This window comes from Stenotrophomonas sp. YJH_SMC_20 (assembly GCF_059367845.1).
In genome coordinates this window covers 105,469-118,128 of the sequence record NZ_JCAFRG010000001.1, presented here as the reverse complement: position 1 = coordinate 118,128, position 12,660 = coordinate 105,469, and the positions used below count along the sequence as shown (strand labels likewise).

Annotated in this window: 11 protein-coding genes; 4 read left to right on the top strand and 7 right to left on the bottom strand. The window is 67.6% G+C overall.

Annotated elements, in window-relative coordinates; translation table 11 throughout:
• Positions 1-157: 157 nt before the first annotated feature.
• The 3 genes from tsf to AC5P6A_RS00535 form a co-directional block, all read right to left on the bottom strand.
• On the bottom strand, positions 158-1,033 hold the full coding sequence (gene tsf / locus AC5P6A_RS00545; protein WP_019659120.1) for a translation elongation factor Ts: 876 nt from the start codon (positions 1,031-1,033) through the stop codon (positions 158-160).
• 125 nt (positions 1,034-1,158) lie between these two features.
• Positions 1,159-1,965, bottom strand: coding sequence for a 30S ribosomal protein S2 (rpsB, locus tag AC5P6A_RS00540; protein ID WP_005408748.1), 807 nt, complete (start codon positions 1,963-1,965; stop codon positions 1,159-1,161).
• 220 nt (positions 1,966-2,185) lie between these two features.
• A complete protein-coding gene (locus AC5P6A_RS00535) occupies positions 2,186-2,881 on the bottom strand; it encodes a fimbrial biogenesis chaperone (RefSeq protein WP_171952261.1) in 696 nt (231 codons plus the stop codon).
• A gap of 6 nt (positions 2,882-2,887) precedes the next feature.
• Here AC5P6A_RS00535 and AC5P6A_RS00530 point away from each other — a divergent pair, with 6 nt between their 5' ends.
• The gene (locus AC5P6A_RS00530) at positions 2,888-3,142 is read left to right on the top strand and encodes a hypothetical protein (RefSeq protein WP_164143964.1); all 255 of its coding nucleotides are present in this window, start codon (positions 2,888-2,890) and stop codon (positions 3,140-3,142) included.
• Positions 3,143-3,248: 106 nt separating this feature from the next.
• Here AC5P6A_RS00530 and AC5P6A_RS00525 read toward each other — a convergent pair whose 3' ends face one another.
• From AC5P6A_RS00525 to AC5P6A_RS00510, 4 genes are read right to left on the bottom strand one after another with little or no spacing between them, the layout of a single operon-like run.
• Positions 3,249-4,286 carry a Csu type fimbrial protein gene (locus tag AC5P6A_RS00525; RefSeq protein ID WP_134734957.1) on the bottom strand — a complete coding sequence of 346 codons (1,038 nt, stop codon included), beginning with the start codon at positions 4,284-4,286 and terminating at the stop codon, positions 3,249-3,251.
• Complete coding sequence (locus tag AC5P6A_RS00520; RefSeq protein ID WP_346714693.1) at positions 4,283-6,649, bottom strand: fimbria/pilus outer membrane usher protein; 2,367 nt, start codon at positions 6,647-6,649, stop codon at positions 4,283-4,285. The genes AC5P6A_RS00525 and AC5P6A_RS00520 overlap by 4 nt, the downstream gene beginning before the upstream one ends.
• A gap of 7 nt (positions 6,650-6,656) precedes the next feature.
• Entirely contained in the window at positions 6,657-7,406 is a 750-nt protein-coding gene (locus AC5P6A_RS00515; RefSeq protein ID WP_346714694.1) for a fimbrial biogenesis chaperone, read from the bottom strand.
• On the bottom strand, positions 7,406-7,936 hold the full coding sequence (locus tag AC5P6A_RS00510; protein ID WP_019659113.1) for a Csu type fimbrial protein: 531 nt from the start codon (positions 7,934-7,936) through the stop codon (positions 7,406-7,408). Before AC5P6A_RS00510 ends, AC5P6A_RS00515 begins: the two co-directional genes overlap by 1 nt.
• Before the next feature lie 242 nt (positions 7,937-8,178).
• Here AC5P6A_RS00510 and map point away from each other — a divergent pair, with 242 nt between their 5' ends.
• From map to dapD, 3 genes are read left to right on the top strand one after another with little or no spacing between them, the layout of a single operon-like run.
• Entirely contained in the window at positions 8,179-8,964 is a 786-nt protein-coding gene (map, locus tag AC5P6A_RS00505) for a type I methionyl aminopeptidase (protein WP_032955117.1), read from the top strand.
• A 20-nt stretch (positions 8,965-8,984) separates the two neighbouring features.
• Entirely contained in the window at positions 8,985-11,594 is a 2,610-nt protein-coding gene (locus AC5P6A_RS00500; protein WP_026346923.1) for a [protein-PII] uridylyltransferase, read from the top strand.
• Positions 11,594-12,655: a 2,3,4,5-tetrahydropyridine-2,6-dicarboxylate N-succinyltransferase gene (dapD, locus tag AC5P6A_RS00495; RefSeq protein WP_233653056.1), complete on the top strand. Its 1,062-nt coding sequence runs from the start codon at positions 11,594-11,596 to the stop codon at positions 12,653-12,655. The genes AC5P6A_RS00500 and dapD overlap by 1 nt, the downstream gene beginning before the upstream one ends.
• The last annotated feature ends 5 nt before the right edge of the window (positions 12,656-12,660 follow it).

The window sequence follows — 12,660 nt, the reverse complement described above, 5'->3', positions numbered from 1 at the left end:
GCTTGATTCGCGCGCAACGCAAAGAGCCCTGATATCGGGCTGTGCCTGGCGTCAGTGCGCGCACCAACGGTGCCCACCCACCGATGCAGTGGGTACAAAAAAAGAGCCGCGGTTTCCCGCGGCTCCTTCTGGTCGCTTCACAGCCGGAGGGCTGGAATCAGACCTGCATCGCCTTGGCAACTTCGGCGGCGTAGTCTTCCACCACCTTCTCGATGCCTTCGCCGACGATCAGCAGCTTGAAGCCAGCCACATCGGCGCCAGCGGCCTTGACCACCTGCTCGACGGTGGTGTCGCCCAGCACGTAGGTCTGGCCGTACAGGGTCACGTCGCTGACGATCTTGTTGATCTTGCCGCTGATGATCTTTTCCAGGATCTCGGCCGGCTTGGCCTTGTCCTTCTCGGACATCTTGGCCAGCTCGATTTCCTTTTCCTTTTCGACGAAGTCGGCCGGAACGTCCGCAGCCTTGTTGTGCGGCGGCTTCAGCGCGGCCACATGCATGGCCAGGCCGCGGGCCAGCTCGACGTCGCCGCCGATCAGGTCAACCAGCACGCCGACCTTGCCGTTGGTGTGGACGTAGGCGCCGATGTTGCCGGTGGTGTCGACCTTGACCATCCGGCGGATCTGGATGTTCTCACCCAGGGTCTGCACGGCGGTGGCGCGGGCTTCTTCAACGGTGCGGCCATCGGCCAGCGTGGCAGCCTTCACGGCTTCCACGTCGTTGGCGCCCGATGCCAGGGCGGCAGCGGCGACGGCGTTGACGAAGGTCTTGAAGTTGTCGTCGTTGGCGACGAAGTCGGTTTCCGAGTTGACTTCGACCAGCACGGCCTTGCCGCCATCCTGGGCCAGGCCCAGGCGGCCTTCGGCGGCCACGCGGTCAGCCTTCTTGTCGGCCTTGGCAGCGCCGGACTTGCGCATGGCTTCAGCAGCGGCGTTGATGTCGCCGTTGGCTTCGGTAAGCGCCTTCTTGCATTCCATCATGCCGGCGCCGGTGCGCTCGCGCAGTTCCTTGACCAGGGAAGCAGTGATTTCCACGGGATTACCTCACGAAAGAAAGGGGTTGGGCCGGCATGGTGGCCGGCCCGTGTGACACGGTCCTGTCACGCGCCAAGGGCTGCGTGCAGGAGGGTGGACGCCGGGCGTCCACCCTGTGGCCTGGATCAGGCCTGGGCGTCGTCGCCCTTCTTGGCAGCCTTCTTGGCCGGAGCGCGGCGGGCCGGCTTCTCTTCGCCTTCGGCAGCGGCTTCAGCGAACTCTTCCTCACGCACCGAAGCGGCGTGCGGAGCAGCAGCCTTGCCTTCCAGCACGGCGTCGGCAGCGGCGCGGGCGTACAGCTGCACAGCGCGGATGGCGTCGTCGTTGCCCGGGATGGCGTAATCAACCAGTTCCGGGTTGTAGTTGGTGTCGACCACGGCGATGACCGGGATGCCCAGCTTCTTGGCTTCCTTGATCGCGATGTCTTCGTGGCCGATGTCGATCACGAAGATCGCGTCCGGCAGGCGGTTCATGTCCTTGATGCCGCCCAGCGAGGCTTCCAGCTTGTCGCGCTCGCGACGCAGGCCCAGCACTTCGTGCTTGACCAGCTTCTCGAAGGTGCCGTCGGTTTCACCGGCTTCCAGTTCCTTCAGGCGGGCAACCGACTGCTTGACGGTACGGAAGTTGGTCAGGGTGCCGCCCAGCCAGCGCTGGTTCATGAACGGCATGCCGCAACGCTCGGCTTCTTCCTTGATGGTTTCGCGGGCGCTGCGCTTGGTGCCCAGGAACAGGACGGTGCCGCGCTTCTGGGCAACCGACGAGATGAAGTTCATCGCGTCATTGAACAGCGGGACGGTCTTTTCCAGGTTGATGATGTGGATCTTGCCGCGGGCGCCGAAGATGTACGGAGCCATCTTGGGGTTCCAGTAGCGGGTCTGGTGGCCGAAGTGGACGCCGGCTTCCAGCATCTGACGCATGGTGACCTGGGGCATTGCAATACTCCTGATATGGAACCAGCGATTCCGCCCGCGGGAATAGGTATGCGGGACGCGTGGAAGCGCGATCGGTTCCGGGGTTGGGCTTCCCTGTTGCCTCCGTGGCCGAACTCCTTGCGGAGCACCCCGGCACGGATGGGGGCAGCAGGTGTGGATTCACCGGTGACGTCCGGTGTGGACGGGTTCCCGCGCACGCAGGCGGCAGGAATCCCGACGATTATAGCCCGCTGCGGGCGCTCGCTGCAATTGCGGGGTCAGATGCGGCCAGATCGACCTCGCGGCCGTCCTGCAGGCGTGCCCGGAAGCGGCCACCTGCGTAACTGTCCGCGCGGGCGGGCAGGGGCCAGCGTCGTTCATGGCCGGCGAGGATGTAGCCGGCCAGCCCGCCCACCAGCACTGTCGATTGGCCGTCCGCCGCGATGAAACGCAGGTCGTGCAGGCGGCCGTGCAGCGTACCGCAGTTGCTGAGTCGCAACGCAGGCTGCGACCCCAGGGCCTCGATCCGACCCTGCAGGCGGGCGTGCAGCACTGGCGCCGCGGCGCCCCGGAACAGCGGTAGCGAGTAGCGCGGCAGCCCTGCCAGCGCCGGCGTCAGCACGATCCTGTAGGCCTGTTCACCCATTGCCGCGGCCGGATCGCGTGGCAGCAGCCAGACGCGCTGCGTACCGCCCGGGGCGAGATCCAGCCGCGCCGGGCTGACCCGGATCTGGTCGCTGGGCTGCAGTCGTTCGGCGTCCAGCTGCTGATCCCAGGCCAGCACCTGCACGTGGCCCTGCCAGCGGCCGGGCCCGGGATTGCGTAGCCACAGCTCGGCGCGGCCGCCTTCGGCCGGCAGCTGCAGGGTGGTAGGCAATACCTCAAGCGCAGCAGCCGGCCGCGCCAGCAGTGCAAGCAGGATCAGCAGCGCGCGCATCAGTAGATGAGGGTCACGGCGGGTGTTGCGTTCTCGTCCGTCGCCGGTGGTGCGAGCTCGCGCACCTGGGATGGCAGCTGGGGTGTATCGCTGCGCTGGTGCGGCGCCGTACAGCGCGCGCCACCGGTGTCGTCGCTGCAGGAGTCGACCACGGTCAGCCGGATCTGCAGGGAGCTGCTGGGTTCGGCCAAGGCCGGCGTACTGGCGACCAGCATCGCCGCGATCGAAAATGTGCGAACCACCTGCCATCCACCATGCTGAAAGACCTGCTGCGCGGTATCGGCGGGATGTGCCGGAACTGTAGCGCCGAGCCGGCGCTCGGCACGGCCTTCGTCCGGTGGGTGCCGACCGTTGGTCGGCACGCCGGTCAATAGGTGATCGTCACCGTCACCAGGTCGTTGTAGGTACCAGCCGGGGGCTGGCCGGTGACCGGCGGCACCCGGCCGTAGATGGTCAGCTGCTGTGCGCTGCCGGTGCCGGTGCCGCTGGCCGTGTCGACAGTCAACGTATTGCCCCAGCGCAGGCTCCGAGCCGAGTCCCGGTACAGCTCGTAGGGAAGGTAGTAGGTACTGCCGCCGATGGTGGTGGCCATGCGGCGGATGCTGGTCGCGGCAGGGTTGTTCCGGCCGTTGTTGAGTCCGACCTGGAAGGCGGTGTTCTTCAGGCAGGTCAGTGTCAGAGTGGCGGTCCGGTCGATGTTGGCGGGAATGCCGCCGGTGACGTTGCCGAAGTTCATGTCGGTGGTGACGTAGCTGCCGCACTGCGGCAGCACATTGGCGCTGGCGGTGAAACTGAAGGCTGCGCTTGCGCTGTTGGTGCCGGTGGCGCCGCCGTTGCAGGTGGCGGGCACTGTGGCATTGCCGAGCAGGACCTCGTTCCAGGCCCAGGTCAACACCACGTCGGCGCCGCTGAAGGTGCTGCTGTAGGCGCCGGAGGCCAGGATCTGGTTGGCCGGAATCTGCCCGAACAGCTGCACGGACTGCGCACCGCTGCCGCCGGCGACCAGCGGCACGCTGTAGGTCATGGTCAGTTCCTGTGCCGGGGGCGTGCCGCGCGGGACCAACCCCGTCACCTGGCTGAAGTTCGAGGAGTTGTAGAGCTGGAAGTTCATGCTGTCGCTGCTGCTGGTCTTCATCGTCCGCCAGCTTGAACTGCTGCCGCCACCACTGCCTGCGCCGATGCCGACGCAGACGCGCACACCGGTTGTGGCCAGCGCGCTCAGCGCGGCGGTGGTGCATGTCACCGTGATGTTGAGGTTGGCCGTGCTCGGGCCAGGCGCATTGCTGTTGATGTTGCCGAACGGCAGCGTTGGATTGGCGACCGCGGTGCAGACCGCGACGGCGCGGGCCGGTGCTGCCGCCAGCAGGCCAGCGAACAGCAGCAGGCCGAGCAGCAACGTCCTCATGGCGCCACCTCCGGAATGCACTGCAGCGGCGCCGGTTTCGGCCGCGCGCCGGTCGCCACCACCCTGGGCGGGTCGGGGGCCTTCACCCGGCAGGGGCCGCGGCTGGTGGTGACGTACAGCACGCTGCCGGCGGCAACGTCTTCCAGGTACAGCAGGCCGTCATAGCCGACCGTGGCCTGGCGGCCATCGGGCAGCTGCACCTCGCTGCCCACCTCCAGCGGCTGCCCGTCCATTGCCAGCAGGGTCAGGCTCAGCGACGGTCGCGAGCGCAGCTCGAAGGCAATCCGGGTGCCGGCGCGCTGGCGCGGGGTCACCCAATTCTCGATGCGGTCGGCACGCATGTCCTCGGGCAGGTCCAGGGTGTCGATCGAGACCCGGTTGCGCTGCCAGGACAGCAACGGGCTGACCAGCAGCAGGCCGCGATCATCGGTGACGCCGATCAGGCGGTTTTCCAGCCGCACCGGCACGCCGCCGACGCCACTGGTGCTGATCACCGCGAACGCGTCCGACACTTCGCGCGTGGCGAAGGTGTGGCCACCCATCCACACCACGCTGCCGCTGGCGCTGGCGTAGGCATAGTTCAGCCCGCCCTGGCGCGAGGCGCCGAACGAATAGCGGCCGGTATCGTTGAGGATGCCGACCTCGGCCAGGCCGCCATTGCCGTCCTCGCCATGGCGCAGCTGTGCGCGCCAGCCGACGCCGCCGGCACTGCCATCGCCGGGCACCGGCTGGGTCACGTCCGCGACCCAGCTCTGGCTGTCGCCGTTGCGTTGGCTCGAGAGGCTGGCCTGGCGGTTGTTGCCCAGACTGGCGGTCAGCGACAGGTAGATGCTGCGGTCGTCGCTCTGGTCCAGGTTCTGGTTCAGCGACAGGTAGGCCGACCAGCGCTGGCTCCAGCTGCGCGACCAGAACAGGCTGGCGTAGCGGTTGTCGTCGCCGTCGGGGTAGCGCAGGCGCAGGTAGCTTGCGCTGAGCGTGCCCAGCCGCAGCAGGTCCAGGCCGAGGGTGGCCTGCTCGCTGATGCTCGGTGGCAGGTTGCCGTGCAGTGCGCCCAGGTCGCGGTAGTCGCCGTGGCTGCGCACGCTGCGCAGATTGACGTTGAAGCGGCGGTTGTTCCAGCTGTAGCCCAGCGCCCATTGCCCGCCCTGCAGGCCGTGGTAATCACTGCGTGCATAGGCCGCATTGAACACGCCGGCAGCGCCGAGCAGCCACCAGCCGCCGATGCCGGCCTGGGCCAGGCCGCCGCCGCCTTCGGCATGCGCCTCGCCAGTGAAGGCATCGCTGATGCCGCCGCGCCAGCTGGCACTGGCCACCGTGCGATCGTCGTAGCCGAAGGAGCGCTGGCCGAAGTCCTCGCGCAGCTGGCCGACGCCGACCGACCAGTCCGAAAGGCCCTTGGCCAGCAGTTGCTGGGTGCCATAGAAACTGAAATCCAGTGTCTGCATGCGGCCGAACGCATCGGTTATCACCACCTGCGCATTGCCGGTGCCGCTGATACCAGGCTGTGCCGCCAGCTGGAAGGGACCGACCGGGACCTGTCCGCTGTACTGGCGCAGGCCATCCACGTACAGCTCGACCGTGGAGGGCACCACGGCCTGGCCGAGGAAGCTCGGCGTGGGCGTCAGTACGCGATAGGGCTGCAGCCCGTAGTTGCGACCGATCTGCACGCCACCCAGGCGCACTGGCCGGGTCCAGTCGACGAAGCCGCTGTAGAAGTCGCCGACCTCCAGCGTCGTTGCGCTGTCGGGGAAGTCCAGGCTCCAGCGGGTGTCCAGGCGCACGCTTTCGCCGCGCCAACGGCGATCACCGGGTTGCTGGTAGCGGCGGCTGATGGCGGTGTTCTCAAAAGTCCCGTTGCCGATGCCGAACACGCGCAGCTCCGAGCTCAGGCTGAGGTTGCCGAGCGTGTCCACCCGGCTGCCGTATACGTCGTAGTTGAGCAGCACGCCCGGCGAGGCAGTGCCAGTCGGCGCACGCGCCTGCGGCCGGCTGAGCACCGTGGTCGGCAGGGTCAGCTGGTCCAGCGGCACATCCAGCGCCAGGGTCTGCATGTGCGCGTCGTAGCGCACCACCGCGCCACTGATCTGGTCCAGGTAGACCGGTACCTCGCCGCTGGCATTGAAGCCGAGCTGGCGCAACACCTCGGGGCTGGCCTGAAGCCGGCCGCGGTTCTCGATGAACGGCAGCAGGCCGCGTGGCGTGCTGTTGAGCGACACATCCAGGTACAGCGTCTGGCTGGCGGTCAGTGGGGTCGGGGGCGGCAGGGTGGCATCGGCCGACACGCCGGAGACATCAACGGCCGCGCCGGACGCATCGGCGGCCTCGGTCGCCGCGGGAGCCAGGGCAGCCAGCAACGCGCCCATCAAGGCCTCAGCGAGCCGGTGGGGGCGACAGTGGCGTCTGTTCCGACTCGCCATTGAGCTTGGCCGTGATCTGGTCGTTGTCGCGGTCGATCGCCACGCGCTCGATCGGCCAGCGCATCACCTGGCCCGGCAGCACGTAGCCCAGCAATCCGGGATGGACGATGCGCGGACGCGTGGCGCTGCCCAGCGCAAGATCGGCGATCTGCGCGTAGCTGTCACTCGTATTGGCCACCTCCACGCCATTGCGGCCATCCGCCAGTGTCACCAGGCGAGCCTGCAACTGTGGGGCGAGGGCGCCGGCCGAAGGCTGCACGAACACGGGGATCGAATAGCGCAGGACGAACTGCATGCCCTCGGCACGCGTGGCCAGGTCCGGGATCTGGTCCACGATCAATCGGTAGTGCCGTTGTGCAGGCGGTGGCTCGTTGTCCGGACGCATCACCCGCACCAGTTGCTGCTGGCCCGCAGCCAGTTCCTGCATGGGCGGTGTGGCCATCAGCTCATCGGTGGGCAGCAGCCGTTCCTGGCCGTCCTGCTGCACCCAGCGGAACACGCGCACCTGCAGCTTCACCGGCGCGGTGCCGCTGTTGGTCAGCCATAGCTCAGCCGCACGCTGGCGCGCCTCCAGCTGCAGGCTGGTCGGCGCGACCTGCAGGCTGGTGGCGCCGGCGGTGGCGGTGGCCAGCAGGCACAGGGCGAGCAGCGCCACGCCGGTGGCGCGCCACGGGCGGAGTCCGGCCATGCGGGCGTGCTCCATCAATAGGTGATCGTGGCGGTAACCGTATCCAGGTAGCTGCCGGTGGCCGGGTTGTTGGTGCTCAGGTTCAGGATCTGGCCGTAGACGACGTACGGCACGGCCAGGCCGGTGCCGATGCCGGCCTGGGTATTGGTGCCGGTTGTGGATCCCCAGACCAGGGTATGCGCGGCATCCTGGTAGAGCTGGTAGCCGACATAGTTGTTGGCGGTCACGGCGGCATTGGTGTTCTTCATGCGCCGCGTGGTGACGTCGTTGGCGGTGCCCGCGTTGGCGCCCGCATTCAGCGCGATCGTGTACGGCGTCAGCGCCGAACACTGCGCGGTGACCGTGCCCTGGCCGAGGGTGGGCGTGGCGGTGGTCGACGCCGCCGTGCCGAAGTCGACGTTGGTAGCGGCCGCGGCCGTGATGGTGCAGGCCTTGGTGACCACCAGCGTGACGTTGAAGGTGGTGGTATCTGCGGCCAGGGCCGGGCTGGACAGCAGGAGGCCGGCGAAGGCCCAGGCAAGCGGAGAACGAAGCGCGGATCGCATGGACAACCTCCCTGACCCGAAGGTCCGTTGAACAAGGCGAAGGCGGCACGATCGGCACCGCTTCGGCGACGGTGACCCCAGCTTAGGTGGCGTAAGTGTCTGTAATCTGTGATAAACAGGCGGGCGAAAGGGTGGAGGGCATCACGCTTTCATTTTCCTTGCCGAAAGCGTGCATGGCCCGGTGCATGGCCCGGAATGCCAGTTGGGTGGCGTTCGTTCAGATTGCGGCCGGATCGGCGATAATGGGTGCCATGAGCGTGAATCTGAAAACCCCGCAGGAAATCGAGATGATGCGCATCGCCGGCCGCTTGGCCAGCGAAGTGCTGGACATCGTCACCCCCCACGTCAAGCCCGGTGTCACCACCGAGGAGCTGGACCGCATCTGCCACGACCACATCGTCAACGTGCAGGGCGCCATTCCGGCCAACGTCGGCTACCGCGGCTTCCCGAAGACCGTGTGCACCTCGGTCAACAATGTCATCTGCCACGGCATCCCCAGTGAAGGGAAGGTGCTCAAGGATGGCGACATCATCAATATCGATGTCACCGTCATCAAGGACGGTTGGCACGGCGACACCAGCCGCATGTACTTCGTCGGCACGCCGTCGGTGATGGCCCGCCGCCTGGTGGAAACCACCTACGAAGCCATGTGGCGCGGCATCCGCGCCGTGCGTCCGGGCGCCACCCTGGGCGACATCGGCCATGCCATCCAGAGCTATGCCGAAGGCGAGCGTTTCAGCGTGGTGCGCGAGTACTGCGGCCACGGCATCGGCAAGGTCTACCACGATGAGCCGCAGGTGGTGCATTACGGCCGCCCGGGCCAGGGCCTGGTGCTGCAGCCGGGCATGACCTTCACCATCGAACCGATGATCAACGAGGGCACCCGCTACAACAAGGTGCTGCCGGATGGCTGGACCGTGGTGACCAAGGACCGCAAGCTGTCGGCGCAGTGGGAGCACATGGTCGCGGTCACCGAGACCGGCGTCGACGTGCTGACCCTGTCGCCGGGCGAGTCGCAGGTTTCCTGACGATGCTGCCGGCGAGTTCGCTGCTGGACACGCCGGCCGCGTCGCTCAACGACCCGGACTGGGCCGCTGCGGCGCGGCAGGCGCTGCAGCAGGCCGACGCACGCCTGTACCGCCGCTTCGACCAGGGCGACAACATCGAGCGCCTGCTGGCGTTGCGTGCGCGCGCTGCCGACCACTTGATCCGCCTGGCGTGGCAGCGTTGCCTGCCGGCCGGCAGCGGCCTGTCGCTGTTCGCGGTAGGCGGCTATGGCCGCGGTGAACTGTTCCCGCGATCGGACATCGACCTGCTGGTGTTCGGCGATCCGCCGGCGCAACTGGCGCACGAAGCGGCCCTGGCGCGGCTGTTCGCGCTGCTGTGGGACTGCGGGTTGGCGGTCAGCCATGCGGTGCGTTCTGCATTGCAGTGCCGCGAGGCGGCGGCTGACCAGACCGTGCTGACCGCGCTGATCGAGGCGCGTCCGATCCTGGCCGATGACGCCGCCCGCCGCGCGCTGCGCGAGGCCATCGACGATCGCGAACTGTGGCCGGCACGCACTTTCTTCCTGGCCAAGCTGGAAGAGCTGCGCAACCGTCACCAGCGCTTCGGTGATACCGCCGACAACCTGGAGCCGGACCTGAAGGATGGCCCCGGTGGCCTGCGCGATCTCAACACGCTGGGCTGGATGGCACTGCGCGCGTTCGGCGTGCGCGACCTGGAAGCCCTGGTCGGGCTCGGCCATCTGGGTGCCGACGAAGCCGCAGCGCTCAAGCGCGAACGTGCCGTGCTGGCGCGACTGAGGTTTGGCCTGCACCTGGTAGCACGTCGCCCGGAAGAGCGCCTGCGTTTCGATTACCAGAAGACCCTCGCCGCGCGCCTGGGCTTCGAAGACGACGCCGAGAGCCTCGGTGTCGAGAAAATGATGCAGGGCTTCTACCGCGCCGCGCTGGTGGTGCGGCGGATCAGCGACCGCCTGCTGCAGCGCTTCGAGGAGCAGTTCGACGGCGAGGCGCAGCCGGAGCCGCTGACCGTGGGCTTTTCCCTGCGTCGTGGCTACCTGGCCGCCAACGAGGCCGACTGGCCGCAGGGCGACATTGGCCAAGTGTTCGCGCTGTTTTCCAGCTGGGCCAACAACCCGCAGGTGCGCGGCCTGCACTCGCTGACCGCGCGTGCGCTGGCCGAGTCGCTGCCGCTGCTGCCGGCCTATGACCAGGCCGACGCCGACGCACGCGAGCACTTCCTTGCCCTGCTGCGTGGCCAGCGCCCGGTCGACACGCTTTCGCGCATGGCGCGGCTGGGCGTGCTTGGCCAGTGGATTCCCGCGTTCGCCCAAGTCAGCGGGCGCATGCAGTTCGACCTGTTCCATGTCTACACCGTCGACCAGCACACGCTGATGGTCCTGCGCAACATCGGCCTGTTCGCCAGCAGCCGTGCCGACGAGCGCTTCTCGATCGCGCACGAAGTGTGGCCGCGCCTGCGCAAGCCGGAGCTGCTGCTGCTGGCCGGCCTGTTCCATGACATTGCCAAGGGCCGCGGCGGCGACCACTCCGAGCTGGGTGCGGTGGACGCGCGCGCGTTCTGCCAGGCACATGCGCTCAGTGGCACCGATACCGAACTGGTCGCCTGGCTGGTCGAACAGCACCTGCGCATGTCGGTGACCGCGCAGAAGCAGGACATTGCCGACCCGGTGGTGATCCATCGCTTCGCCACCCTGGTCGGCAGCCGCGACCGCCTGGACTACCTGTATCTGCTGACCTGTGCCGATATTGCCGGCACCAGCCCGAAACTGTGGAACGCCTGGAAGGATCGCCTGCTGGCCGACCTTTACTTCGCCACCCGGCGCGCGTTGCGCGAAGGGCTGGAGCATCCGGTGCCCGCCGCCGAGCGTGTGGCCGAGGCGCGTGACAGCGTGCGCGCACTGGTGCGCGAGCAGGGTTACGACGATGCCACCATCGACCGCCAGTTCGCGGTGATGCCCGATGAGGGCTTCATCCGCCTGCGCCCCGAGCAGCTGGCCTGGCAGGCCGCTGCGCTGGTGCCGGTGAAGCAGGGCCAGACCCTGGTCAAGGTCCGCCGGATCAGTGTCGACGACCCCGCGCTGGAAGTGTTCGTGCACTCGCCCGACCGCGACGGCCTGTTCGCCGCGATCGTGATGACCCTGGACCGCAAGGGCTACGGGATCCACCGTGCACGCGTGCTGGACGGCCCGGCCGACACCATCTTCGATACCTTCGAAGTGAACCCGGCCGACACGTTTGCCGATGGCAACAGTGCCAATCTGGAAGCGGCGCTGCGCGAGGCCCTGAGTGGCGACCTTGCGCGGCTTCGGCCGTCACGCCGGGTGGTGCCGCGGCAACTGCGTCATTTCCGTTTTGCGCCGCGCATCGAATTCCGCGATGAACCGGGCGCAACCCGTTTTGCCCTGGTCGCCCCCGACCGTCCCGGCCTGCTGGCCGATGTGGCGTTCGTGCTGCGCAACCAGGGCCTGCGCGTGCATGATGCGCGCATTGCGACATTCGGCGAACGCGCCGAAGACACCTTCGTGATCAGTGACGAACACGACCTCCCCCTGACTGAACCTGCCCGGCAGCAGCTGCATGACGCGATGCTGGCCTGCCTGGACCCTGATCGAAACGCCGGAGACCCCGCCTGATGGCCACCAAGCCTGTTAAGAAGACTGCTGCCACCGCCAAGAGCGCAGCGGCCAAGAAAACTGCCGCCGTGCCGGCCGCGAAGAAGGCTGCCGCGCCGAAGAAAGCCGCGGTGGTGAAGGCGCCGGCGAGGAAGGTGGCGGCACCGAAGAAGGCCCCGGCCAAGAGCGCAGAAGCCGCACGCGCCGAAACCATCGCCCGCAAGTCGCTGCGCAAGCCGGTCGCGCCGGGCGTGGAAGAACTGAAGTTCGGCATCGAAAGTGCCTTCGAACGCCGCGCAACGCTGACCCTGCACGAACTGGAAGGCTCGACCAGGCCGCTGGTCAACCGTGTGATCGACGGCCTGGAGAGCGGTGAATTCCGCGTCGCCGAGCCGGACGGCCAGGGCGGCTGGAAGGTCAACGAGTGGCTGAAGAAGGCGGTGCTGCTGTATTTCCGTGTCAACGACATGGCGGTGGTCGATGCACGCCCGGCACCGTTCTGGGACAAGGTCGAATCGCGCTTCGCAGGCTATGACGAAGCGAAGTTCCGCCGAGGCGGCGTGCGCGTGGTGCCGGGCGCGATTGCTCGCCGTGGCACGTATTTCGGCAAGGATGTGGTGCTGATGCCGAGCTTCACCAACATCGGCGCCTATGTCGGCGAAGGCACCATGGTGGACACCTGGGCCACCGTCGGTTCCTGCGCGCAGATCGGCCAGCACTGTCATCTGTCCGGCGGTGCCGGCATCGGCGGCGTGCTGGAGCCGCTGCAGGCCAGCCCGACCATCATCGAGGACCATTGCTTCATCGGTGCCCGCTCGGAAGTGGTTGAGGGTGTGGTGGTCGGCCACCACAGCGTGATCGGCATGGGCGTGTTCCTCAGCCAGAGCACCCGCATCTACAACCGCGCCACCGGTGAGATCAGCTACGGCTACATCCCGCCGTACAGCGTGGTGGTGTCCGGCTCGCTGCCGAGCAAGGACGGTACCCATTCGCTGTACTGCGCGGTGATCGTCAAGCAGGTCGATGCCAGGACCCGCAGCAAGACCAGCGTCAACGACCTGCTGCGCGGCCTGGCCGACTGAAGGTG

Coding starts and splice junctions, on each gene's coding strand:
- rpsB (WP_005408748.1), bottom strand. CDS start 1,965: ATGCCCCAGGTCACCATGCGTCAGATGCTGGAAGCCGGCGTCCACTTC.
- AC5P6A_RS00535 (WP_171952261.1), bottom strand. CDS start 2,881: ATGCGCGCGCTGCTGATCCTGCTTGCACTGCTGGCGCGGCCGGCTGCT.
- AC5P6A_RS00530 (WP_164143964.1), top strand. CDS start 2,888: ATGAGGGTCACGGCGGGTGTTGCGTTCTCGTCCGTCGCCGGTGGTGCG.
- AC5P6A_RS00525 (WP_134734957.1), bottom strand. CDS start 4,286: ATGAGGACGTTGCTGCTCGGCCTGCTGCTGTTCGCTGGCCTGCTGGCG.
- AC5P6A_RS00520 (WP_346714693.1), bottom strand. CDS start 6,649: ATGGGCGCGTTGCTGGCTGCCCTGGCTCCCGCGGCGACCGAGGCCGCC.
- AC5P6A_RS00515 (WP_346714694.1), bottom strand. CDS start 7,406: ATGGAGCACGCCCGCATGGCCGGACTCCGCCCGTGGCGCGCCACCGGC.
- AC5P6A_RS00510 (WP_019659113.1), bottom strand. CDS start 7,936: ATGCGATCCGCGCTTCGTTCTCCGCTTGCCTGGGCCTTCGCCGGCCTC.
- map (WP_032955117.1), top strand. CDS start 8,179: ATGGGTGCCATGAGCGTGAATCTGAAAACCCCGCAGGAAATCGAGATG.
- dapD (WP_233653056.1), top strand. CDS start 11,594: ATGGCCACCAAGCCTGTTAAGAAGACTGCTGCCACCGCCAAGAGCGCA.